The sequence below is a fragment of the Variovorax sp. J2L1-78 genome (genome assembly GCF_030317205.1).
GTDB lineage: Bacteria > Pseudomonadota > Gammaproteobacteria > Burkholderiales > Burkholderiaceae_C > Variovorax > Variovorax arabinosiphilus.
On the sequence record NZ_JASZYB010000001.1, the window covers coordinates 864,723 to 886,593 of the forward strand.

Genomic DNA, 21,871 nt, shown 5'->3' on the forward strand with positions numbered 1-21,871 from the left:
GACCATGTCCGCCCACACCTTCCTCTGGCACGACTACGAAACCTTCGGCGCCGTGCCGCGCCGCGACCGGCCTTCCCAGTTCGCCGCCATCCGCACCGACGCCGACCTCAATGAAGTCGGCGAGCCGCTGATGCTCTATTGCCAGCCGGCACCGGACTACCTGCCGAGCCCCGAGGCCTGCCTGATCACCGGCATCACGCCGCAACTGGCGCTGGAGCGCGGTGTGCCCGAGCACCGCTTCGCCGCCGAGGTCGAGCGCGCCTTCTCGCAGCCCGGCACCATCGGGGTCGGCTACAACACGATCCGCTTCGACGACGAGGTGACGCGCTTCCTGTTCTGGCGCAACCTGATCGACCCGTACGCGCGCGAATGGCAGAACGACTGCGGCCGCTGGGACCTGCTCGACGTCGTGCGCCTCACTTACGCGCTGCGCCCCGACGGCATCCAGTGGCCGACGAGGGAAGACGGCAAGCCCAGCTTCAAGCTCGGCGACCTGGCGCGCGCCAACGGGCTGCTGCACGAGGCGGCGCATGATGCGCTGTCGGACGTGCGCGCCACCATCGCGCTGGCGCGCCTCATCCGCACCGCCCAGCCGCGGCTCTTCGATTTCGCCTTCGGCCTGCACCGCAAGGACCGTGTGGCGAACGAGCTCGGCCTGCCCGCGACGCGCGAGACGGCCAAGCCCTTCCTCCACGTGTCGGGCATGTTCCCGGCCGAGCGCGGCTGCCTGGCCGTGATGTGGCCGCTGGCCAGCCACCCGACTAACAAGAACGAGCTGCTGGCCTGGGACCTGGCGCACGACCCGAGCGAGCTGCGCGACATCGACGTGCCCACGCTGCGCCAGCGCCTCTTCACCCGCACCGCCGAGCTGCCCGAAGGGGTGACGCGGTTGCCGATCAAGGGCATCCACCTGAACAAGTCGCCGATGGTCGTGGGCAACCTCAAGACGCTGACGCCGGCGATGGCCGAACGCTGGAAGGTCGATTTCGACACCGCGCTGCGCCACGCCGCCATCGCCCAGGGCCTGCCCGACATGAGCGCCATCTGGACGCAGGTGTACGAACGGCCGAAGGAGGCCGCGCCGGATGTCGACGAAGACCTCTACGGCGGCTTCGTCGGCAACGCCGACCGGCGGCGGCTGAACCAGCTGCGCGGCCTGTCGCCGGCCGAGCTGGCGCTGTCGCGTACCGGCTTCGACGACCCGCGGCTGGAGGAGATCCTGTTCCGCTACCGGGCCCGCAATTTCGTCGACACGCTCACGCCCGACGAGGCCGAGCGCTGGGAGGCGCACCGCGCGGCGCGCCTGCTGGAAGGCGAGGGCGGTGCGCGCAACGTCGACCAGTTCTTCGGGGAGATCGACACCGCGGCCGAGACAGCCGACGAGCGCGGCGAGGAACTGCTGGGCCTGCTGTACGAGTACGCCGAGGCGATCGCTCCGTCGCCCTGATCGAGGTCGATCGGCATTTGCCTCAGGGGGCAAACCCCGACCTTCGGGGGTACCGTGGGCTTCCAGAATGATCCATTCCCAAAATGGAGACATCGTTCGTGCCTTCTTCACCGCTGACCCGCCGCCGTTTCCATCTCTCGACCGCGGCGGCTGCCGCATCGCTCGCCCTGCCGGCCTTGGCGCAGAACAGCTGGCCGAACCGGCCGATCCGCATCGTCGTGCCCTACACGCCCGGCGGCTTCACCGACCAGATGGCCCGGCTGGTGCAGCTCGGTCTGCAGCAGCGCCTGGGCCAGCCGGTGCTGATCGACAACCGGCCGGGCGCCAACAGCCTGATCGGCGTCGATGCGGTCGCGAAGGCGGCACCCGATGGCAGCACCTTCGGCGTCGTCATCGCCGCCTACGCTGCCAACACCTCGCTCTATGCCGGCAAGCTGCCCTACGACCCGCGCAAGGACCTGATGGGCGTCTCGCTGATGGGTGTGTCGCCGCTGCTCGCGGCGGTGAACAACGACGCACCCTTCAAGACCGGCCGGCAACTGATCGACTATGCGCGCGCCAACCCCGGCAAGATCAGCTTCGGCTCGTCGGGCAACGGCTCTGCGGCGCACCTCACGACCGAACTGTGGAAGGCGCTGACGAAGACCTACATGGTCCACGTCCCCTACCGCGGCGCCGTGCCGGCGCTGACGGACCTGATGGGCGGACAGGTCCAGCTCTTCTTCGACGCGCCGACCGGGCTGATCAACCAGGCGCGGGCCGGCAAGATCCGGCTCATCGGTGTGGCGGGCGAACAGCGGTTGCCGGCGGTGCCCGATGTGCCGACCTTCATCGAACAGGGCTTCGCCGGCTTCACCGGCAGCACCTGGGCCGGAATGCTCGCGCCTGCGGGCACGCCGCCTGGCGTCGTACAGCGGATGGCGGACGAGGTCGCGCGCATCATCAAGAGCGACGAGACGCGTGCCAGGCTCGATGCCATGGGCACCTTTCCGGCGGGCAGCACGCCGCAGGAATTCGATGCCTTCATCACCGCCGAAACCACCAAGTGGGGGCAGGTGATCAAGACCGCCGGCGTGAAGGCCGAATGAAGGGCCCCGGGCCAGGTTTGGCCGTGATGCCCGGAAGTTGACAGGCCCGGCCTTCAAGCCTCGGCCGAGAGCCTTGCTGCGGGTTTCTCCGACAGCAGACGGTCAGGAAAGCGGACATCGCGCTTGCTGGCTCGAAACCACTGTCGGTCGTCCGAACACAGCACGGTCCGCGGTTCGACGCGGCACCGACAACAGGAGCAGGCATGAGCAACGTCAAGAGCAGTGGCGACGGGACCCGTCCCAGCACGGATGGTGGCGTCGACAACATGGGCGCGGGTGAAAAGTTCACGACGGAAAAGACGGCCGCCGGCGAGGACATCTCCGCCCCGGCACCACGGGAGAGGATGCAAGACAGGAAGTCGAATGCACAGGGCACCCGACACGATGATTCAGCGCCGTTTCATCTCACCGAAGACCTCACGCCAGCCTCGAGCACGGACAAGAACCGGCGTTAGCACCGTCGGCAGAGACGGTCCGAAGGCACGAACCTAGGGCATCGTAATCGGCGCTCCGCGACACGTTCTCCGGACGGATTTCACCTTCCGCCTCCTGGGCGGGGCCTTCTAGCCATGCATGACTTCCAATGATGAAAAAGCCTGACCCGCTGGCGGCTCGAAATCTCGGCGCAGAGCCGTCGCGTGGCGGGATGGCGCTTTTGGTCGTCGACATGATCAGTTGCTGGTCCTTTCCGGACGCTGAGAAATTGCTGGTTGGCGCCATCCGCATTGCACCCCGCATTGCGGCGCTGAAGGCGCGCTGCGCGCGAGCGGCGGTGCCCGTCATCTACGCCAACGACAACCTGGGCCGATGGCGCTCGGACTTCGGCAAGCTCATCGCCATGTCGTTGGACCGCGGCGGCAATGCCGCGGCCGTGACGGCGGCCTTACGACCGTCCGAGCGCGACTACTTCGTTCTCAAGCCCAAGCACTCGGCGTTCTACGCGACACCGCTGACGCTTCTTCTGCAAGACTTGAAAGTTCACCATCTGCTGGTCGTCGGTACCGCCAGTGACCAGTGCGTGATGGCCACCGTTTCCGATGCCCGAATGCGCGACCTGGAGGTCACAGTCCCACGCGATTGCGTGGCATCCCAAACGGAGGCACGCAACGCCACAGCACTGCAACAATTCGCGCAGGTGTTCAAACTGGCCACGCCGATGGGCGCCCGCGTCCGGCTACCCCGACCCACGCCTCATTCTGGGGTGGTCGACACTGGGCGCCGTGCCTGATGGCGATGCGCTGAAACCGAGGGCCGCCGCCGTCCACCCCCCGACTTATCGGCGACGCTTCTTCAGCACGCTGAGCCTGCCATCGCTCTCCAATCGGGCGGCGCGCACCTCCTCGATGCGTTCCACGCCTTCTTCGCGCAGCTTTGCCTCCAGTTCTTCCATCGTGATCATCTCGCGCTTCAGCGCCTTGCGGTTGACGCGACCGTGACGCACCAGGACCTCGGGCAGCGGCTCCAGAAATCTCGCAATTGCCGGCGACCGGAAGCTCAGCCAGTCCAGCGCAAAGTTCCAGCCGATGAGCGTCGACAGGAGCACCAGTCCATCGTTGATCGACCGGTACTCGCCCTGCATCGCATTGCTCGCCGCGTCGGCCACGAGGACCACGAAGAGCAGGTCCGCAACGCCCATGGAGCCGACGTCCCGCCGCAGGACGAAACGGAAAACCAGAAACAGGAACCAGTAAACCACCGACCCGCGAACGATCATGTGCCAGACCGGGAATTCCCGCGCGAAGAGGTCCGTCAGTTCGCTCACGACGTGGTCTCCGTCTTGAAGAGGCCACGCACGTTCAGCGCGGCCAGGCCCACCTGCAAGGCGATCAACGCCCAGGCCTGCGTATGAACGCCCCAAGCGACCCAGAGCAGATTGCTCAAAAGGAATACCCAGAAGCCCGCGTTGCGGCGCCCCTTGGCGCTCGAACCGACCAGGTAGGCGGCGGCGAGGGACGCTGCGAAGGCGGGCCACTGAACGATGTCGAGGATGTCCATGGGTTGTCAGGCCGCAGCCGGCGTCGTTCGTTGCAGGTGGTGCATGACGGTCTGGCCGTGAACGGCCTGCCTGTTCAACGAAAGAATGACGGAGCCGATCATGGAAGCCCTACGGTGGTGACAGTGCCTTGCACACCCTAGCCAGCCCGCAGCACGATGACCGTCGGCCAACGCGTGTCCAGCGTGTAGGTTGGCCGCCGCCGCGCGGCGCGTCTCCGGCCCGAGGAGAAGATCGCCTTGCACATTCCGCCTTTTTCCTACGCACGGCGAATGCTCCTGCGCGGATGTTCTGTGTCCCACGACCAAAGGAGCTTGTAGATGCCCACCACCCGCCCCCCCGCCGACGCTTGCAGCCTGCTCGACGCCGACCATCGCAATGTCAAGAAGCTCTTCAAGGAGTTCGAGCCCCTGGCAGAGTCCAAAGCCAAGACGGCCCCCGCAAAACGAAGAGAGTTGGCCGACCAGATCTGCATGGAATTGACGGTCCACGCCCGCATCGAGGAAGAAATCTTCTACCCCGCCCTGCGCGAGGCCATCAAGGAAGAAGACCTGCTCGACGAGGCCGAAGTGGAACATGCCAGCGCCAAGGAACTCATCGCGCAGATCGAGGCAGGCGACGAGAACGATCCCAAGTGGTGCGCCAAGGTCATCGTGCTGGGCGAGTACATCGACCACCACGTCAAGGAGGAGCGCAACGAGATTTTCGTCAAGGCCCGCGCAGCGAAGAAGCTGGACCTGGTGGCCATGAGGGACGAACTTCAGGCGCGCAAGGACGAACTGATGGCAGAAACAGCGGCCCTGGCCTGATCAGGACGCCGCCAGTCGGGAAGGGCGCGGTCGCTGCCAGGCGACCGCTGCTCACATCGACGCTTCGAGCATCTCGCGGTAGTCCTCGCGCGTGGCCAGGCGCGGGTTGGTCTTATGGCAGTGGTCGGCCATCGCGCCGTCGATCACCTTCTCGAACAGCGCGGGCGTCACGCCGACCTCGGCCAGCCCGCCCGGGAGCCCCAGGCGCCGGCTCATGTCGCGGATCGCGTCGCCCAGGTCGCCGGCTGAATCGAGGTTCATCGCACGGGCCATGCGCTGCAGGCGATGCTCTTTCTGCACCGATTCGGCCCCGGCGTTGAAACGGATCACGGCGGGGAGGAAGAGGGCGTTGAGCGTGCCGTGGTGCAGGCGCGGGTCGACGCCGCCCAGGCTGTGGCTGAGCGAATGCACGCAGCCCAGGCCCTTCTGGAAGGCCATGGCGCCCTGCATCGACGCGCTCATCAGGTTGAGCCGTGCCTCGCGGTCGCTGCCGTCCTTCGTGGCGCGTTCGATGTGGCCCCAGGCGCGCTCCAGGCCGTCGAGCGCGATGCCGTCGGCCGGCGGGTTGAAGGCCGCCGACATGAAGGTCTCCATGCAATGCGCGATGGCGTCCATGCCGGTGGCTGCTGTCAGGCGCGGCGGCAGCCCGCAGGTCAGCTCGGGGTCGCAGATGGCGGCCTTGGGCAGGATGTGCCAGCTGTGGAAGCCCAGCTTGCGGTGGTCGTCCACGATGAGGATCGCGCCGCGCGCCACCTCGCTGCCGGTGCCGCTCGTCGTGGGCACCGCGATCAGCGGCGCGACCTTCTCGGTGATCTTCGGCGAGCCGCCTTCGATGGTCGCGTAGGTCTTGAGCGGACCGTCGTGCGTGGCGGCGATGGCGACGCCCTTGGCGCAGTCGATGGCCGAGCCGCCGCCGACGGCGATCAGCCCGTCGCAGCGGCCGCTGCGGTACAGGTCGACGGCCGCACGCACGGCGGCCTCGGTCGGGTTCGACGGCGTCGCGTCGAACACGCTCACCTCCAGATCACCCAGCGCATCGAGCGTGGTCTGCAAGATGCCGGCGGCGCGCACGCCGGCGTCGGTCACGATCATCGGCCGGTGGATGCCCACGCGTGCGCACTCGGCGCTCAGCAGGCGGATCGCGCCGAAGTCGAACTGGATCTGGGTGAGGTACTGAATGAGGGCCATGGGAATGCGTCGATGCGAAAGGTGGCTGTACGATTTGACGAAACGAATCTAGCAACAGGATCCCATCTTGCCCATGCACAAAACCCTTGCCGCTGTCGCCGCGGGAACACCTTCTTCTCCCGTGCTGACGGCACCTGGCCGCCCATGCTGACGCCGAAGATGGCGAGCGTGGTCGAGCGCATGGCCCGTGCCGGCCATCCACCGTTCCATGAACTGACGGCCGCCGAAGCCAAGGCCTCGTACGAAAAAGGCGCCGGCGTGCTCGAGGTGCCGAAGCCGGCGTTGGCCCGGGTCGAGGATTTCCACATCGCCGCGCGGGATGGCTTCGGCCTGCCGGCGCGCCTCTATGCGCCCTCGGCCGATGTGCTGCCGGTGCTGGTCTTCTTCCACGGCGGCGGCTTCACCGTCGGCAGCATCGCCACGCACGACACCTTATGCCGCGTGCTGGCCAGCCGCAGCGGCTGCGCCGTGGTGTCGATCGATTACCGGCTCGCACCCGAATACAAATTCCCGACTGCTTCCGACGATGCCTGGGACGCCGTGCAATTCGTGGCGCGCGAGGCGGCGTCGCTCGGCCTCGACGGCAGCCGGGTGGCGCTGGGCGGCGACAGTGCGGGCGGCACGCTGGCGGCGGTGTGCGCCGTGATGGCGCGCGATGCGGGCATTCCGGTCGCGCTGCAGGTGCTGTTCTACCCGGGCACCACCGCCCACCAGGACACGCCGTCGCACGAGCGCTTTGCCTGCGGCCCGCTGCTCGACGAACCGCTCATCAGCTGGTTCTTCGGCCAGTACGTGCGCACGCCGGCCGACCGCAACGACTGGCGCTTCGCCCCTCTCAACGCCGACGACGTCGAGGGCGTCGCGCCCGCCTGGATCGGGCTGGCCGAGGCCGACCCGCTGATCGACGAAGGCGTCGCCTACGCCGACAAGCTGCGCGCGGCCGGGGTGCCAGTCGATCTGGAGATCTACCGCGGCGTGATCCACGAATTCATCAAGATGGGCCGGGCCATTCCCGAAGCGCTGCAGGCGCATGCCGACGCGGCCCGCGCCATGAAGGAGGCCTTGAAGCCATGATCGAACTGAAAAACCGCCGCGACTTCCGTTTCTTCCACCGCCTGCGCGTGCGCTGGGCGGAAGTCGACATGCAGAAGATCGTCTTCAACGCGCACTACCTGATGTACTTCGACACCGCCATCGCCGACTACTGGCGCGCGCTGGCGCTGCCGTACGAAGAATCCATGGCCGCGCTCGGCGGCGACCTGTACGTGAAGAAGTCGACCATCGAGTTCAATGCCTCGGCCCGCATGGACGACGTGCTCGACGTCGCGATGAAGTGCGTGCGCGTCGGCAACTCGTCCATCGTGTTCCACGGCGGCCTGTTCCGCGGCGACGATCTGCTCGTGACCTGCGAGCTGGTCTACGTCTTCGCCGACCCGGCCACGCAGACCTCCCGACCGGTGCCGGACGAACTGCGCGCGATCTTCGCCGCCTACGAAGCCAGGGAGCCCATGGCCACGGTCGAGACCGGCGACTGGCAGAAGCTCGGCAGCGGTGCCGGCGGCCTGCGCCGGGCGGTGTTCGTCAAGGAGCAGCGCATCCCCGAAGACCTGGAATGGGACGAACATGACGTGACCGCGCTGCATGCCGTGGCCCGCAACCGACTCGGGCGGGTGATCGGCACTGCACGGCTGATCCGCGAAGCGCCCGGGCTGGCGCGTGTCGGACGGATGGCGGTGCACCGCTCCCTGCGCGGCGGCGGGCACGGCGCGGCGGTCCTGCGCGCGCTGGAAGCCGCCGCGCTCGCCAGGGGCGATCGGGCGGTGACGCTGCATGCGCAGCGCAGTGCCGAAGCTTTTTATCAACGGCTGGGTTACGCGCCTTATGGCGAGCCCTTCGAGGAAGCCGGCATCGCGCACATCGAGATGCGCCGGCCGCTCTGAGCGTTCTCAGATGTCGGCGAGCAGCGGGTACGGCAGCGGCTCGACAGCGAGAGCCGGCCCGGTGGCACTGCCGGCGTGCAGCGGGCCTGCGTCCAGCGCCGCGATCTGCATCGACACGAGCGCCGCCCAGCGGCCGTCGGGTGCCGGGGCGGCCTGGACCACCGTGCCCACGGGCTGCTCGGCATCGCTGGCCGCGAAGACTTCCTGCCCGGCCTCGACCGGTGCATCGGCCGTCGCGACGTACGCGCGACGCTTCAGCGTGCCGCGGAACTGGCTGCGCGCCACGATCTCCTGGCCGGGGTAGCAGCCCTTCTTGAAGTTCACGCCGCCGATCGACTCGTAGTTGAGCATCTGCGGCACGAAGGCGTCGAGCACCGGGGTCGTGAGCGTGGCGACGCCGCTGCGCACCTCGCTCCACTGCCAGAGCGTGGCGTCCAGTTCGTCGCCGACCGGTCGGGGCGCGGCCACGGGCGCCAGCCAGAGCGCGCGCGGGACGCCATCGGCGGGATACAGCGGGACGATGCTGATCTCGTCCTCGCTGCCGGCCACCGGTCGCGCGATGCGCGTGCCCGGCGGCGATGCGGCATCGATGCCGTTGGCCGCGAGCGCCGTGCCTGCGAGGCCGAAGAGGGCGGTCGACTCGGTCGCGTCGCTCAGTTTCACCTTCGCCCGCAGCACGTACATCGAGAGTCGCTTGAGCGTGGCCGCCAGGATGTCGCGGCTGCAGACCAGCAGGACAAGCTCAGGATGCGGCCGCACGCCGATGAAGCTGGCGATCATCCGGCCCTTGGCGGTGCACAGCGCCGCAAGGCGTGCCTCGCCGGGTTGGAGCAGGGCGAAGTCCTGGGTCAGCTGGCCGTGGAGGAAGCTGGCGGCGTCGGCGCCTTCGGCGCGGATCACGCCCAGGTGGGAGAGGGCGGTTACACCATTCGGAAGAGCAGAGGTCATCGCTGAATTATCATGGTCGGCACCCGCCCGTGGGGCTCGCAGGGCTACCGCCCACGGCGCGACTTTCCGCTGTCGCCCATTCCCTTTTTCCTTGGCTTTCGCTTGCGCCGCTTCTTCCTGACCCTCTTTCTGCTCGCCGCGCTCAGCGCGCTGGGTGCCGGTGCCTGGGGCCTGTGGTGGGTGCATCGCCCGCTCGATCTGCCTGCGGCGAACGTCGACCTGTCGGTCGAGCCCGGCACCACGCCGCGCGGCGTCGCCGAGGCCGTGGCCGCCACCGGCACGCGCGTGCAGCCGCAGTTGCTCTATGCCTGGTTCCGCTTCTCCGGGCAGGACCGGCAGATCCGCGCCGGCAGCTACGAGCTGGAGCGCGGCGTCACCCCGCGCACCTTGCTCAACATGCTCGTGCGCGGCGAGGAAGCGACCCGCAGTCTGGTGCTGGTCGAGGGTTGGAACTTCCGCCAGGTGCGCGCGGCGCTGGCCAAGGCCGAGCAGCTCAAGCCCGAGACGGTGGGGGAGAGCGACAGCGCCCTGATGGCCCGGCTCGGCCGGCCCGGCGTCCATCCGGAAGGGCGCTTCTTCCCGGACACCTACACCTACTCCAAGGGCTCCACCGACACCGCCTTGCTGCAGCGGGCGATGCGCGCGATGGACAAGAAACTGGAAGCGGCCTGGGCCGCGCGCGCCAGCGACCTGCCGCTGAAGTCGGCCGATGATCTGTTGATTTTGGCCAGCATTGTCGAGAAGGAGACAGGCCAGGCCAAGGACCGACCCGAAGTCGCCGCCGTTTTCATCAATCGGTTGCGCGTGGGCATGCCGCTGCAGACCGACCCCACCGTCATCTACGGTCTGGGCGCAGCCTTCGACGGCAACCTGCGCAAGAAGGACCTGCAGACTGACACGCCCTGGAACACCTACACCCGCGGCGGCCTGCCACCGACGCCGATCGCGATGCCGGGCAAGGCCGCGCTCCTGGCCACGGTGCAGCCGGCACCCAGCAAGGCGTTGTATTTCGTCTCGCGCGGCGACGGCTCCAGCCAGTTCAGCACGTCGCTGGACGAGCACAACCGCGCCGTGAACCGCTACCAGCGCGGCATCGAGCCCAAACCCAAGAGCAACGGACCATGAGCGGACTCTTTCTGACGCTGGAAGGCATCGACGGCGCGGGCAAGTCGAGCCACATCGATGCGCTCGAGGCGCTGTTCCGCGCCGCGGGCCGCGCCGTCACGCGCACGCGCGAGCCGGGCGGTACGCCGCTGGCCGAGACGTTGCGCGGGCTGATCCTGTCGCAGCCCATGGATGCGCTGACCGAATCGCTGCTGGTCTTCGCGGCGCGGCGCGACCACATCGTGCAAGTGATCGCGCCCGCCCTCGCGCGCGGCGACGTCGTGCTGTGCGACCGCTTCACCGACGCCACCTTCGCCTACCAGGGCGCGGGCCGCGGCTTCGATGCCGAGGTGCTGTCGACGCTGGAGCGTTGGGCGCAGGCGGGGCAGGGCGGCAATGGGGATGGATTGCTCCAGCCCGACATCACGCTGTGGTTCGACCTGAAGCCGGAGATCGCCGCCGAACGGCTGGCCGGGGCTCGGCTGCCGGACAAGTTCGAGGCGCAGCCGGTCGAGTTCTTCCGGCGTGTGGCCGCCGGCTATGCCGAGCGTGCGGCGGCCACGCGCTTCGTTCGCATCGACGCCGATTGCCCGCGGGAGCAGGTGTGGCAGCAGGTCGAATCGACACTGCGCGAACGCGGGCTGATCACATGATGGCGATGTCGCCCTGGCTGGTGCGCCCGCTGTCCGATCTGCTGCGGCAGCGCGCGCATGCCTGGCTGTTGCAGGGGCCGTCCGGCCTCGGCCAGTACGAACTGGCCCTGGCGCTCGCCTCGGCCTGGCTCTGTGAACAGCCGAGCGGCGAGGGCGCCTGCGGCCATTGCCCGAGCTGCCACGCGATCGCAGTCCGCACGCATGCCGACCTGTGCGTGCTGATGCCCGAGGTCGCCATGATGGAACTGGGTTGGCCGCTCGACGAGAAGTCGCAGGCCGACATCGAGGACAAGAAGCGCAAGCCCAGCCGCGAGATCCGCGTCGAGGCGATGCGCGACGCCGTCGGCTTCGCCCAGCGCACGAGCGCACGTGGCCGCGGCAAGGTGGTGCTGGTCTACCCGGCCGAGCGCATGAACGCGATCACGGCCAATGCCTTGCTCAAGACGCTGGAGGAGCCGGTCGGCGATGTCCGCTTCGTGCTCGCCAGCGAGGCTGCCTGGCAGTTGCTGCCGACCATCCGAAGCCGCTGCCTGGGCTTCACCTTGCCGTGGCCGACGGACAGCGAAGCCATCGCGTGGCTGGCGGCACACGAGGTGCCCGCCGCCGACGCGCCCGCCTTGCTGCGCGCCGCGGGTGGCCGTCCGAGCGATGCGCTCCGTCTGGCGCGCACCGGCCAATCCCCCAAAGCCTGGTCGCTGCTGCCCAAGGCGATGCAGCGCGGCGAAGTCGGTGCACTGAGCGACCATGCGCCACCGCAGGCGATCGATGCATTGCAGAAGCTTTGCCACGACCTGATGGCCGTGAGCAGCGGCGCCGCGCCGCGTTTCTTTGCCGAAGCCGAGCTGCCACCGGCACCGCCGCCGGTCGTTCTGGCCCGCTGGTCGAAGTCGCTGGCCGCCGCGGCGCGCACCGCGGAGCATCCCTTCAATGCGGGTCTCATGCTCGAAGCGCTTGTGAGCGAGGCGCGAAGCGCCCTAAACTCGGGCCGTCGCCCATGAACACGCCCATCGCCACACCCGCGCCCGCCCGTCCCAGCGTCATCCAGCTGGCGATCAAGGAAAAAGGGGCGCTTTACGCCGCCTACATCCCGCTCTTCGCGGAAGGCGGCATCTTCATCCCGACCGCGCGCGAGTACCGGCTGGGTGACGACGTCTACGTGCTGCTCACGCTGCCGGACGACCCGCAACGCTATCCGGTGGCCGGCAAGGTCGCCTGGATCACGCCGGCGCGCGCCGCGGGCAGCCGCGCGCCGGGCGTCGGTGTGCGCTTTCCGGCGGACGAAAAATCGCGCCAGCTCAAGGCCCGCATCGAGGAAGCGCTGGGCGGCTCGATGGCGTCGGACCGCCCGACCCAGACCATCTGACCCGCGCGCCCTGCGCCTGACGCCGCCGCCCGGCGGCGTGCCCGCTTTGCCGTTGCCGCTCCCGCCCATGTTCACCGATTCCCACTGCCACCTGACCTTTCCCGAGTTCGCCAGCCAGATGACGGAGGTCCGCGCGGCGATGGCCGAAGCCCGGGTCGACCGGGCGCTGTGCATCTGCACCAAGCTGGAAGAGTTCGATGACGTGCAGGGTCTGGCCGCCCAGTACGACAACTTCTGGGCCAGCGTGGGCGTGCATCCCGACAACGAGGACATCGCCGAACCCAGCATCGACGACTTGGTGCAGCGCGCGGCGCGCCCGAAGGTCGTCGCCATCGGCGAAACCGGGCTCGATTACTACCAGATGGAGGAGCGCAAGGGCGGCCGGACCATCGCCGACATGGAATGGCAGCGCGACCGTTTCCGCGTCCACATCCGGGCGGCACAGCAGGTGCGCATGCCGCTGGTGATCCACACCCGCGAAGCCTCGGCCGACACGCTGGCCATCCTGAAAGAGGAGGGCGAGGACGGTGCCGCGTCGGCGGCAGGCGGTGTCTTCCATTGCTTCACCGAGACAGCGGAGGTGGCCCGCGCCGCGCTCGACCTCGGCTTCTACATCTCGTTCTCCGGCATCCTGACCTTCAAGAAGGCGCAGGACCTGAGGGACGTTGCCGCCTTTGTTCCACTCGACCGCATGCTGATCGAGACCGACAGTCCCTATCTGGCCCCGGTGCCGTACCGCGGCAAGACCAACAACCCGTCGTACGTGCCTTTCGTCGCGCAGCAGATTGCCCAACTGCGCGGCGTGTCCGTCGAAGCGGTCGCCGAGGCCACGAGCCGCAACTTCGAAACCCTGTTCACGGGCGTTCAAAAGACATGAGAAATCTGGCGAGGTTCTGCCTCTATCTTGTTGCTGCAACGGCGTTTTCTTTTGCCCATGCAGATTCCTTCAATGACTTCTTCCGCGCGGTTCGCAGCAACAATGCGAGTGGCGTCGAGTCGCTGTTGCGCCGCGGCTTCGACCCCAACACGCGCGACGAGCATGGGCTGACCGGCTTGTTGATCGCCATCCGGGAGCCGTCTCCGCGCGTCGTGCAGGTGTTGCTCGCGTCGCCGCAGACGAACGTCGAACTGCGCAACGGCAACGACGAGAGCCCATTGATGCTGGCCGCCATCAAGGGCCAGATGGACCTGGTCAAACAGCTCATCGCCCGTGACGCCGACATCAACAAGCCGGGTTGGACCGCGTTGCACTACGCGGCGAGCAGCGGCCAGGTCGAGATCATGAAACTGCTGCTCGAGAAATACGCCTTCATCGACGCCCAGTCGCCCAACGGCACCACGCCGCTGATGATGGCGGCGATGTACGGATCGCCTGACAGCGTAAAGCTGCTGCTCGACGAAGGCGCTGACCCGCTGATGAAGAACCAGCAGAACATGACGGCGATGGACTTCGCCGTCCAGGGCAAGCGGCCGGATGCCATCGAGATGTTGAAGGCGGTTGTTCAAGCGAAGCGGCCGAGCGACGGCAAGTGGTAGATCGAGGCGCGCGTTCACACAAGCAAATTTGACGCTAGCGGTGCAACAGCCTCTCCTCTGGAGAGCTGACAGTCTGAAGCGCCATGATCGGGCGACGGTTACAACGGAATTTGACGCCTAACGTACGTTTCAAGTAAAACTTGAGTTCGCTGTTATGTCCGTGAGGTGGCATGACGAAAGTTCAACGCGTCGGATCGCGCTCGCGAACCCATGTGTCTCCGGCGGTGCGAGACATAGATACGGCTGCGTGGACTCAAGTCGACCAGGACAGCTTGCCCTCGGCGAGGCGCGAACAATTCCGGCGCCGACGCACTGCGATAAACCTGTACTTAAAGGGCGCATCGGAAGCGGAGCTACGCCGCGAATCCGGCCTTTCACGTTCAAACGTGTACAGACTGATCGTCGACCGATGCCTGCAGCCGCATCCTGACGGCGACCTTTTCGGATGGCGAGGAGCTCTACCATATCTGCGTCTTTCGACCTACAACCGCCAGACTAAACCGGAGCCCGGCGAGGCAGGAGCCGGTACAGCCGGCGCACTGCAATGGCTGTTTGCGTCTCAGGACGGCCGCGAGATCGAGAAAAGATTTCGCAAAGAGATTCTGTCGACGGCATCTGGTCTGACCGGTCCGGGCAAGTCCAAGCAGCGATTGTTCCGGTGGTTGATTGGCGAGCTCCGCGCACGCGGCTATCAGCGCCGAGGCGAATGGCCGTTTAACGTGGAAAAGCTGGGTTACGTAACGATCTGCGCGTTCATCGACCGGGTCCTTGCAGAGAATCCGCGCAGGCAACTCCTTCTGCTTGGCGGCGAGGATGCGCGCCGCAAGGCGATCGCTGGTGATGGCACCGGCAGACCCCACTTGGAACCCTTCGACCGCGTCGAATGTGACGCACATAAGCTGGATGCCCGGATGGTTGTCGCTTTCCCCTCGATCCACGGCGGATTCGAACTGCGCAAAATCCCCCGCCTCTTCGTGATTGTTCTGGAGGATGTCGCGAGCCGCGCAGTTCTGGGCTATCACCTCAGCCTGCGACGCGAGTGCTCCGCACAGGACGTTCTGCGTGCCATCAAGAGTTCGCTATCTCTGTGGAGCCGCCGCAAGCTCCAATTTTCCGAAAACGCCTACAGCGAAAATGCAGGGCTGCCTTCGGGTGTATTCGACCACCTCAGGGGTGTATGTTGGAACGAGATCAGTGTGGACGGCGCGATGGCAAACATCTGTCACCGTGTGGAAAGCACGCTGAAGGAAGTTGTCGGTTGCCGGGTCCTGAAGCCGCAGTCCGCCGACAGCTTCACCAGCCGCCGCAGTAAGGACGATCGTCCATTCATCGAATCATTCTTTGGCAATTTGGCCGCCGGTGGGTTCCACCGGCTGGCTCCAACGACGGGCAGCCGCCCTGCGGATAAGCGAGGGGGGGCGAATCCCGCTGTCGTCGCGGACGAGACGGCATTCCAGCTCGAGTACGCGGAAGAACTGCTCGATACGTTGATCGCGAATTACAACGCGACGCCGCATTCGAGCTTGGGGTATCGGACACCCTTAGAGCAACTTCAATTCCGCGTACCACCGTCCCATCCCGTCAGGCGCGCAGATGCGCATGCAGTAAGCCGCATGGTAGGCGTACGCAAGCTTTGCACGGTTCTAGGTGGCGTCGAGAGCGGGCGGCGACCGTACTTTAACTTTTCAAATGCGCGCTATTCAGCGGAGTGGCTGGCCTTGCGAACGGATCTGATCGGCAAAAACCTTTGGCTCCAGATCGAGAACGAGGATGACGCACGCTTCGCCACGGTTTCAGACAAAAAGGGACTCTTCCTTGGGGTAATCCGCGCGGCTCCACCTTGGCACCAAACGCCGCACAGCCTCTTCATTCGGGAGGCGACGCGCGCCCTGGAGCGCCGAAGACTTCTTCACCTATCGACCCGCTGCGACGCTGTCGAAGAGCTCATCCGCTATGCAGAGACCCACGGCGGCAAGTTGCCGGCCCATCCAGCATACCTCGAGGCGAGGCGCATCCTAACCTCGCAATCGCAAGCACTAGCCCTCCCTGCATTGCATGTGGAACCTCCGTCTGAACAGATCTTCGAGCAGCAGATTAAAAGCACGTGCACAACGCCGACGCGTCCTGCTGTAAAGCCCGCGATGCGCTCATCACGCGATTTGCCCAAGGCAAAAACATGGTGACGCCGTCGATAGGGCCTTCGCTGCCGCAGCCTTCTGTGCTGGGACCTTCTCCACTCGTGCCAGCCCATCTTGCACGTGATCACCCGCTCGTGACGCGAGACTATTCGCTGTACACAGAGTCGATCCAGCGAATGGTGGACCAACTCGCCTCGTGGATTGATAACCAGGTCGAAGGGGCGACGATCTACGGGCCGTCGCGATTCGGCAAGTCAAGCGCTGTGGACCATTGGGTGCAAACCCTTTTAGCTCAGCGCTATGGAAAGACTCTGCCGATGGTGGTCTGGAGTCATACCGAATCTGGCAGCGCGAACTCCATCGGGCGGTTCTATGCGGGACTGCTTGATGCGAGCAAGCACCCTCTGGCAAAGGCGGCCCGAAGTCCGCTCAGTCGTCAGCACATGCTACGGGAGCGCTGGCACTCGCTTGCGACCCGGGGGGGGGGGGGCGCTTTCTCATCTTGATCATCGATGAAGCGCAGGGCATGACCCAGCGCGAGTGGCTGTGGCTAGTTGAGCTGCACAGTCTGCTCGAAAAGGAGGCTTTGCGGTTGTGCGTGTTTTCCATTGCCTCCCTGCAGTTTTTCGATGAACCCATGAGCTTGGCTATGGTAGGGGGTGCCCATGCGGCCGCGCGTTTCATGCTTGCAAGCGAGCGCTTCATGGGCATCGAAGGGGTAGACGAACTCACTTTAGTGATGGCCGGCTACGACGAAGGAACGGAGTGGCCAGCCCATTCCGGTAAATCGTTCACTGCCGGCGTCGCACCTGAGGCCTGGGAGCAAGGCTTCAGGCTGCAGCACTTCGCTGAGTCGCTTTACACGGCGCTGGTCGCCGGGCTTCCTACCAACTATCCGGCGCCACTGGAGTTCCCGATGAAGACGGTCACTCAATGTTGCCGTCACATCCTCCTGCGCGTCGCCGGGGGCGCCAACTGGCACGACGTGACGTCCGATGCGAGCCTAGAGCACATCGTCGCTGAAAGCGGACATCGGCAACTACTCGCGCTTGTGGCTGCCACAGCCCATCTGGCCAACCGTGCATCGGGCAAGGGGCAGCGATGAACCTCCTGACCTGGAATCCGGGATCCGTACTGCCGTATTCATCGCTCTGGCATATCTTGATGCGGGCAACCTGGCTGAACCATCTGCATCAAGGTGAAGTCCGAGGCGTGCTCAACACCCGATTGCTCCCAAAGGGCGAACCGGCCTCCGCTGCGCGTCGAGTGCGTGAAATCTCTGCCTTGATGAAAGCCCTAGGCGAGCGGAGGTGTGTGCTTTCGAAATACGCCGTCGTCGAGCAGTTCCCAGCCCTCCTGAACGATTACTTGGTGAAAGGCATGCGGTGGTGTCCTGCCTGCATTGCGAGTGGATACCACTCGTTGCTCGGCTCTATCGAACTCGTCACCCGCTGCCCCATTCACGACGTGCCCCTCGTGGCAGCATGCGCAAAATGCGGGAGCGGATTCGGCAACTTGCTTGGGGCAGGGCTCGCCGCACCTACCTATTGCTGTCCTTGCGGCCATGTTCGTCTGCTCGAACCCTCCAGCGCGCGCCGCCCTAACTTGTCCGCGACAGAGGTCGAAGCTTGGGCTCCGGTAGCCCGGTGGATTGACCAAGTTGCAAAGCTCTCCTATTCAGGGTCGCAGACCAGCCGATTGCCTCGTCAAACTCAACTCGCTCTTACCGCGCGCTGGTGTGACGATCTGGACATCGCGTATCCGACTTGCTTTGGTAAACCGTCCGAGCTCTGGTCTCATCCCGGCGAGGGGCAAAGATGGTCGAGTTACTTGTCGTCGAGCGGCTCCCTAAGCTCTCGAAATGTAGAAGTCAGCCGGGCGGGGCGCCGTTCTGATCCAGCGACGCAGGTTTACCGGGCATTGGCCCGCCGCCTGCGACGGCACGGGCTCCCTCATCCTGACCGTCACCTCAAGGCGCTGATGAGCACGTTCGACGCTGCAACGTTTGCGAATGAGATGGCCGCTCGACCGAAGGCGCGCTTGGCGTTCATGGACATGGTGTGGTCGCGCCGTCTGGAACCAAGGGTCATCTACCGGCGTTGGTTGAACCGGCCCGAGTCGCTGCGCGAAAAAAATAGTGCCGGTGACTACACGGCAGTTCGGCTTAATGCCGCCGCCGGGTCGACTAGGGGGCCGGCACTCAGCGGAAGTATTCGTACATGGGTCGAATCGCACGCCATTGCCTTGGAAGCCTGTGTTGCATGGGATCAAGCGACGCGGCAGGCGGACAAGTCGATCCGGGAGCAGTGGGCTAATTGGTACATCCAGAACACCGAACTGGGCGAGCAGGCAGCGCCGGGGCGATTTGTCTGGTTCTGCCGGGCCACGACGCGCGGACATCGATTTGTCGGTTATGTGCAGGATGCGGTCGGTGGTCGTTTCTCGGCGGGCACGCCGACCAAGCAACAGCGATGCGATGCACTGGGACAAGCGCGTTTGAAGAATCTGCGTCAGGTAGAAGCCCTCAGTTCTAAGCTTTGCCTTCTGTGGAGTGAAAGGGATGGCTGGGAAACAGGCAAGGGGGCTCGGCCCGACGACGGCGATGTTCGCCGCGTCGCACTGCTTCACGTCGGACCATCCACGCACTGCTGGCTGTTCAAGAGCGATGAACGCTTCGTGGCTCGCCTTGTTGGGGGTGACGTCCAAGTGGCAGCGCAGACACCCGCGGGCGCGCTCTCGGGGCTGCGCTCGGCGGTCGTGCAGTACAGAAAAATGTACAACGTTAAGAGCCGCGCGGTTCCGAAATGCCCGGTCGCTGGGCGACTGTCTGAGGAGACACTCGCCCGCGTTGGGCGCGTCGTGCAACAGGCTCGTGCCATCCGAGGCTCCGATGCTTTCTGGTACACAGGGCACTTTGCAAACGCGGAACGACCGAAGACCAATGCCGGTTCGGCAAACGACGACCCGTGCGGCTGTTAAGAGAACTCAGGCGCGGTGAACACAGCTAAAGCGGAATATTCATGAACCCTGCGTCGGTCTTAGCAACTGTTACCCCACACCGGACCTCAGAGCCGTGGTGTCGGAGGTCCAGGGGAACCTCGTGCAAACAAAAGATTCCAGACGTCCCTTTCGAAAGCTTTTCTACGCCCTGAATCTCTCAAATCGAGCCGCTCCACGCCAATGCAGGCGTTGATGCTGTATTCGAACGTTGGCTTGGCCGCGGCCGCTAAGATGCTAGGCAGGACCTTGGCCCAGCATCTGCTGTCAAGATCAAGAACCCGGCCTCTACGCTGAGCGTGGAAGCGTCTGCCTGTTTGATGACACTGTCGCAGCGCTCGACTTGCTAAATCCAGCGGTAATTACGTCAATCTGCGCTTAAACCTCAACGCACCTTATGCCGCACCTGTGCTCGGATTGCTGCCAACGCTTGATGCCTAGGCACTCTGGGGCGGACGAATCAACATCCGTCCTCCAGGCATCGGCCCGACATCGTCGGCGACGGCCACTAAATTGGCCGGGCTTGGCGTCGCGCTGCCGCCCGACTCACCTAGAACGTCAAGCCTGCGCTTGGCCCTCGTGGTGAACCTAACGACTTGGCCCGACCAGCGGGTCAGATATAAGTCCCTTCGGAAACTATCGGTTCATCGAATTCCAGTCGAACAACTTTCAAGCGCGGTTCGAATCGCGCAGGCCAAGCAGCATCAAGGCCAGCACCCCGTCATACCGAGTCAGGCAGGGAGAAGGTCAGTTGCCGCCAGCACTTGCGGGGCGTTCAGCAAGGCTGCGTAGCGACAGCCGCGCAAAGCGGCGTAATGTCGTCTTCATAACACCTTAGGCCTCGCGGGAAAAAGCAATGCCGCAGCCGTACCCCAATCTACACAAAAGTGGTGATGACGCCTGCATCAAACGGCCGTATTTTGCCCCTCTTGATTGACTCCGCCCAGCAATGCTCGCTGCGCAGGGCGGTGAAGACCTGAGCGGTAACCCAAAGGAAAGATGATGGCGAATGTTTTCCAAAACGACGGCAAAGATGCCTGGGCGGCATTGCACAATGGAATCACTACAGGTCTAAGGGGGGCACACGAAACCAATGGCGTAATCCTACAACCTTTACAAGTAGCCGAGCGTGCAGACTGGGATAGCGCAAATCGCCTGCTGAACATGTACCGTGAGCAGCGAATCGCTAATCAAGCACCAACGTGGAACGCCGTCTATGTGCCGAATGCCGGGATAAATGTTCCCGACGAATATCAGGCCTTCCTTGATCAGCTCAACGCCAAGGTCATAACGGACGCCGGCGTGTCCGACCCCATGAAACTGGAGCGTCTAGATACTGAAAGAAAAGCGGCGCAGGATAAGCTGCAAAAGAACGAGTATTTCGTCAACCAACAGTGGGACCGTTACGTCGCTAATAACCGCGGAAAGCCACCGTTGAGCAGGAGCCAGTGGGAAGTGGACTTCGGCTACTCTGCCACAAGACTGTCCTATCAGCAGGAAGTCAATGCTGCTGTGGCCGCATATATGCGAGAGGTCAACACTGCAGGTGGTGACCTCCTTGAAGTCGGGAGGGCACTTGGCGCGCTGTCCGATCCAAGGCAGCGTATCCCGTTGCCGCAAGACGACGACGACGTCCTGCTCCCATCGGATAGCTGGCAATATTGGTATAGGGCAGGCCTTTCGGACGACATTCAATTGTTTCTGACGACCGCTAATCGCTGGGACATCAAGATCGATGAGACGGCCGTGAAAACAACTAGATTCGAAGATCGGTGGTCTGGCGGTTTTAATGTTAGCTATTTTGGAGTGTTCGGTGCCGGAGGCAATGCGTCTAATGAAACAATCAAGACTCACGCCGAAACGGATACGAGTTCGATCGCCATCCACTTCGAGAACATCCAATCGTTTCCGATTGATCGAGGTCAATGGTTTAAGGCAGGCATCGTTTCCCGCTTTCGGGACAGAATGCCACCTGGATTTTGGGGGCAAGCAGGGCGATTGAATCTTATTCCAACCTCCGTCACCCTTGTGCGAGGCGTCAAGATTTCCGTCAATACGTCTTCGATGGTCGCTGACTACTTCTTCAACAAGCGAACAACTGGCGGCAGCGCGGGCTTCAGCCTTGGGCCTTGGCGTGTTGGTGGCGGAGGTAGCCGAACCACTATCGAAGAAAACTACGATATGCGGCGCACTGCGACTGGATTTGAAATCGAAGACATTTCAGGGCGAGCTCAAGTCATCGCCGTTACGTCAATTCGCAACGCGGACTTGCTCGCAGTGCAGGTAGAAAATCGAGCACTCTATCGGTCACTTCTTGATGCTGACGCTTCTGAAGCGGCGACACTTTTGGAAGAGTCCCGGCGGAGCACACTCAATCGCCCCGCTGACTTTGGCATTAGGTAGCGCGCGCGAGGCCTGACCCCTCGCTAAGCTGACCATCTCCCGCAGGCACTGTGGTCTCGGCCTGACTCCATACATTGTCTCGGTCCGGGCTTGCCCCACCCGCCCCCGCGGGCAGCTGAGCTCGAATGTTGGCCGCCCCCCTTTGTCTGCCAATTCGCCGAGTCCTGGACTGCAACTGGCCCAAAAGGACAGCCCTCACCACCACTCCACACACAAGGACTTCCAAGTGTTCGAGACCGTCAGGTTCCGGCCAGACGAGCGTGA

The 21,871-nt window shown here is 64.7% G+C and carries 21 protein-coding genes; 17 read left to right on the top strand and 4 right to left on the bottom strand.

Going from position 1 to position 21,871, the window contains the following annotated elements:
• Positions 1-4 precede the first annotated feature (4 nt).
• The 4 genes from sbcB to QTH86_RS04225 all read left to right on the top strand — a co-directional run bounded on the left by sbcB (position 5) and on the right by QTH86_RS04225 (position 3,763).
• A complete protein-coding gene (sbcB, locus tag QTH86_RS04210; protein ID WP_286645914.1) occupies positions 5-1,447 on the top strand; it encodes an exodeoxyribonuclease I in 1,443 nt (480 codons plus the stop codon).
• A gap of 98 nt (positions 1,448-1,545) precedes the next feature.
• Entirely contained in the window at positions 1,546-2,535 is a 990-nt protein-coding gene (locus QTH86_RS04215; protein ID WP_286645913.1) for a tripartite tricarboxylate transporter substrate binding protein, read from the top strand.
• A gap of 203 nt (positions 2,536-2,738) precedes the next feature.
• The gene (locus QTH86_RS04220) at positions 2,739-2,990 is read left to right on the top strand and encodes a hypothetical protein (protein WP_286645912.1); all 252 of its coding nucleotides are present in this window, start codon (positions 2,739-2,741) and stop codon (positions 2,988-2,990) included.
• Between the two features lie 131 nt (positions 2,991-3,121).
• Positions 3,122-3,763 carry a cysteine hydrolase family protein gene (locus QTH86_RS04225; RefSeq protein WP_286645911.1) on the top strand — a complete coding sequence of 214 codons (642 nt, stop codon included), beginning with the start codon at positions 3,122-3,124 and terminating at the stop codon, positions 3,761-3,763.
• A gap of 45 nt (positions 3,764-3,808) precedes the next feature.
• Here the strand turns inward: QTH86_RS04225 and QTH86_RS04230 are convergent, their stop codons facing one another.
• Positions 3,809-4,297 carry a DUF421 domain-containing protein gene (locus tag QTH86_RS04230; protein WP_286645910.1) on the bottom strand — a complete coding sequence of 163 codons (489 nt, stop codon included), beginning with the start codon at positions 4,295-4,297 and terminating at the stop codon, positions 3,809-3,811.
• Complete coding sequence (locus QTH86_RS04235) at positions 4,294-4,530, bottom strand: hypothetical protein (protein WP_286645909.1); 237 nt, start codon at positions 4,528-4,530, stop codon at positions 4,294-4,296. The genes QTH86_RS04230 and QTH86_RS04235 overlap by 4 nt, the downstream gene beginning before the upstream one ends.
• Positions 4,531-4,848: 318 nt before the next feature.
• On the opposite strand from QTH86_RS04235, the gene QTH86_RS04240 reads away from it, so the two are divergent.
• The gene (locus QTH86_RS04240; RefSeq protein ID WP_286645908.1) at positions 4,849-5,337 is read left to right on the top strand and encodes a hemerythrin domain-containing protein; all 489 of its coding nucleotides are present in this window, start codon (positions 4,849-4,851) and stop codon (positions 5,335-5,337) included.
• Positions 5,338-5,388: 51 nt separating this feature from the next.
• On the opposite strand, the gene gbd is transcribed toward QTH86_RS04240, so the two are convergent.
• Positions 5,389-6,525 carry a 4-hydroxybutyrate dehydrogenase gene (gbd, locus tag QTH86_RS04245; RefSeq protein ID WP_286645907.1) on the bottom strand — a complete coding sequence of 379 codons (1,137 nt, stop codon included), beginning with the start codon at positions 6,523-6,525 and terminating at the stop codon, positions 5,389-5,391.
• 144 nt (positions 6,526-6,669) lie between these two features.
• Between gbd and QTH86_RS04250 the strand changes: the two genes are divergently transcribed.
• On the top strand, positions 6,670-7,599 hold the full coding sequence (locus QTH86_RS04250; protein ID WP_286645906.1) for an alpha/beta hydrolase: 930 nt from the start codon (positions 6,670-6,672) through the stop codon (positions 7,597-7,599).
• The gene (locus tag QTH86_RS04255; RefSeq protein WP_286645905.1) at positions 7,596-8,465 is read left to right on the top strand and encodes a YbgC/FadM family acyl-CoA thioesterase; all 870 of its coding nucleotides are present in this window, start codon (positions 7,596-7,598) and stop codon (positions 8,463-8,465) included. Before QTH86_RS04250 ends, QTH86_RS04255 begins: the two co-directional genes overlap by 4 nt.
• A gap of 6 nt (positions 8,466-8,471) precedes the next feature.
• Here QTH86_RS04255 and ygfZ read toward each other — a convergent pair whose 3' ends face one another.
• Positions 8,472-9,413 carry a CAF17-like 4Fe-4S cluster assembly/insertion protein YgfZ gene (gene ygfZ, locus QTH86_RS04260; RefSeq protein ID WP_286645904.1) on the bottom strand — a complete coding sequence of 314 codons (942 nt, stop codon included), beginning with the start codon at positions 9,411-9,413 and terminating at the stop codon, positions 8,472-8,474.
• 102 nt (positions 9,414-9,515) lie between these two features.
• Here ygfZ and mltG point away from each other — a divergent pair, with 102 nt between their 5' ends.
• From mltG to QTH86_RS04310, 10 genes are all read left to right on the top strand, one after another.
• Positions 9,516-10,538: an endolytic transglycosylase MltG gene (gene mltG, locus QTH86_RS04265; RefSeq protein WP_286646768.1), complete on the top strand. Its 1,023-nt coding sequence runs from the start codon at positions 9,516-9,518 to the stop codon at positions 10,536-10,538.
• The gene (gene tmk, locus QTH86_RS04270; RefSeq protein ID WP_286645903.1) at positions 10,535-11,170 is read left to right on the top strand and encodes a dTMP kinase; all 636 of its coding nucleotides are present in this window, start codon (positions 10,535-10,537) and stop codon (positions 11,168-11,170) included. Before mltG ends, tmk begins: the two co-directional genes overlap by 4 nt.
• Positions 11,170-12,168, top strand: a complete 999-nt coding sequence (locus QTH86_RS04275; protein ID WP_286646767.1) for a DNA polymerase III delta subunit-related protein — start codon at positions 11,170-11,172, stop codon at positions 12,166-12,168. The genes tmk and QTH86_RS04275 overlap by 1 nt, the downstream gene beginning before the upstream one ends.
• A complete protein-coding gene (locus QTH86_RS04280) occupies positions 12,165-12,533 on the top strand; it encodes a PilZ domain-containing protein (RefSeq protein ID WP_286645902.1) in 369 nt (122 codons plus the stop codon). The genes QTH86_RS04275 and QTH86_RS04280 overlap by 4 nt, the downstream gene beginning before the upstream one ends.
• Before the next feature lie 67 nt (positions 12,534-12,600).
• Positions 12,601-13,410: a TatD family hydrolase gene (locus QTH86_RS04285; RefSeq protein WP_286645901.1), complete on the top strand. Its 810-nt coding sequence runs from the start codon at positions 12,601-12,603 to the stop codon at positions 13,408-13,410.
• Entirely contained in the window at positions 13,407-14,069 is a 663-nt protein-coding gene (locus QTH86_RS04290; protein WP_286645900.1) for an ankyrin repeat domain-containing protein, read from the top strand. The genes QTH86_RS04285 and QTH86_RS04290 overlap by 4 nt, the downstream gene beginning before the upstream one ends.
• 386 nt (positions 14,070-14,455) lie before the next feature.
• Entirely contained in the window at positions 14,456-16,252 is a 1,797-nt protein-coding gene (locus QTH86_RS04295) for an integrase core domain-containing protein (RefSeq protein ID WP_286645899.1), read from the top strand.
• A 457-nt stretch (positions 16,253-16,709) separates the two neighbouring features.
• A complete protein-coding gene (locus QTH86_RS04300) occupies positions 16,710-17,312 on the top strand; it encodes a hypothetical protein (protein WP_286645898.1) in 603 nt (200 codons plus the stop codon).
• An 875-nt stretch (positions 17,313-18,187) separates the two neighbouring features.
• The gene (locus QTH86_RS04305; RefSeq protein WP_286645897.1) at positions 18,188-19,186 is read left to right on the top strand and encodes a hypothetical protein; all 999 of its coding nucleotides are present in this window, start codon (positions 18,188-18,190) and stop codon (positions 19,184-19,186) included.
• Positions 19,187-20,206: 1,020 nt separating this feature from the next.
• Complete coding sequence (locus QTH86_RS04310; RefSeq protein WP_286645896.1) at positions 20,207-21,607, top strand: hypothetical protein; 1,401 nt, start codon at positions 20,207-20,209, stop codon at positions 21,605-21,607.
• Positions 21,608-21,871 lie beyond the last annotated feature (264 nt).

Coding starts and splice junctions, on each gene's coding strand:
- sbcB (WP_286645914.1), top strand. CDS start 5: ATGTCCGCCCACACCTTCCTCTGGCACGACTACGAAACCTTCGGCGCC.
- QTH86_RS04220 (WP_286645912.1), top strand. CDS start 2,739: ATGAGCAACGTCAAGAGCAGTGGCGACGGGACCCGTCCCAGCACGGAT.
- QTH86_RS04225 (WP_286645911.1), top strand. CDS start 3,122: ATGAAAAAGCCTGACCCGCTGGCGGCTCGAAATCTCGGCGCAGAGCCG.
- QTH86_RS04235 (WP_286645909.1), bottom strand. CDS start 4,530: ATGGACATCCTCGACATCGTTCAGTGGCCCGCCTTCGCAGCGTCCCTC.
- QTH86_RS04240 (WP_286645908.1), top strand. CDS start 4,849: ATGCCCACCACCCGCCCCCCCGCCGACGCTTGCAGCCTGCTCGACGCC.
- gbd (WP_286645907.1), bottom strand. CDS start 6,525: ATGGCCCTCATTCAGTACCTCACCCAGATCCAGTTCGACTTCGGCGCG.
- QTH86_RS04250 (WP_286645906.1), top strand. CDS start 6,670: ATGCTGACGCCGAAGATGGCGAGCGTGGTCGAGCGCATGGCCCGTGCC.
- QTH86_RS04255 (WP_286645905.1), top strand. CDS start 7,596: ATGATCGAACTGAAAAACCGCCGCGACTTCCGTTTCTTCCACCGCCTG.
- ygfZ (WP_286645904.1), bottom strand. CDS start 9,413: ATGACCTCTGCTCTTCCGAATGGTGTAACCGCCCTCTCCCACCTGGGC.
- tmk (WP_286645903.1), top strand. CDS start 10,535: ATGAGCGGACTCTTTCTGACGCTGGAAGGCATCGACGGCGCGGGCAAG.
- QTH86_RS04275 (WP_286646767.1), top strand. CDS start 11,170: ATGGCGATGTCGCCCTGGCTGGTGCGCCCGCTGTCCGATCTGCTGCGG.
- QTH86_RS04280 (WP_286645902.1), top strand. CDS start 12,165: ATGAACACGCCCATCGCCACACCCGCGCCCGCCCGTCCCAGCGTCATC.
- QTH86_RS04285 (WP_286645901.1), top strand. CDS start 12,601: ATGTTCACCGATTCCCACTGCCACCTGACCTTTCCCGAGTTCGCCAGC.
- QTH86_RS04290 (WP_286645900.1), top strand. CDS start 13,407: ATGAGAAATCTGGCGAGGTTCTGCCTCTATCTTGTTGCTGCAACGGCG.
- QTH86_RS04305 (WP_286645897.1), top strand. CDS start 18,188: ATGAGCACGTTCGACGCTGCAACGTTTGCGAATGAGATGGCCGCTCGA.
- QTH86_RS04310 (WP_286645896.1), top strand. CDS start 20,207: ATGGCGAATGTTTTCCAAAACGACGGCAAAGATGCCTGGGCGGCATTG.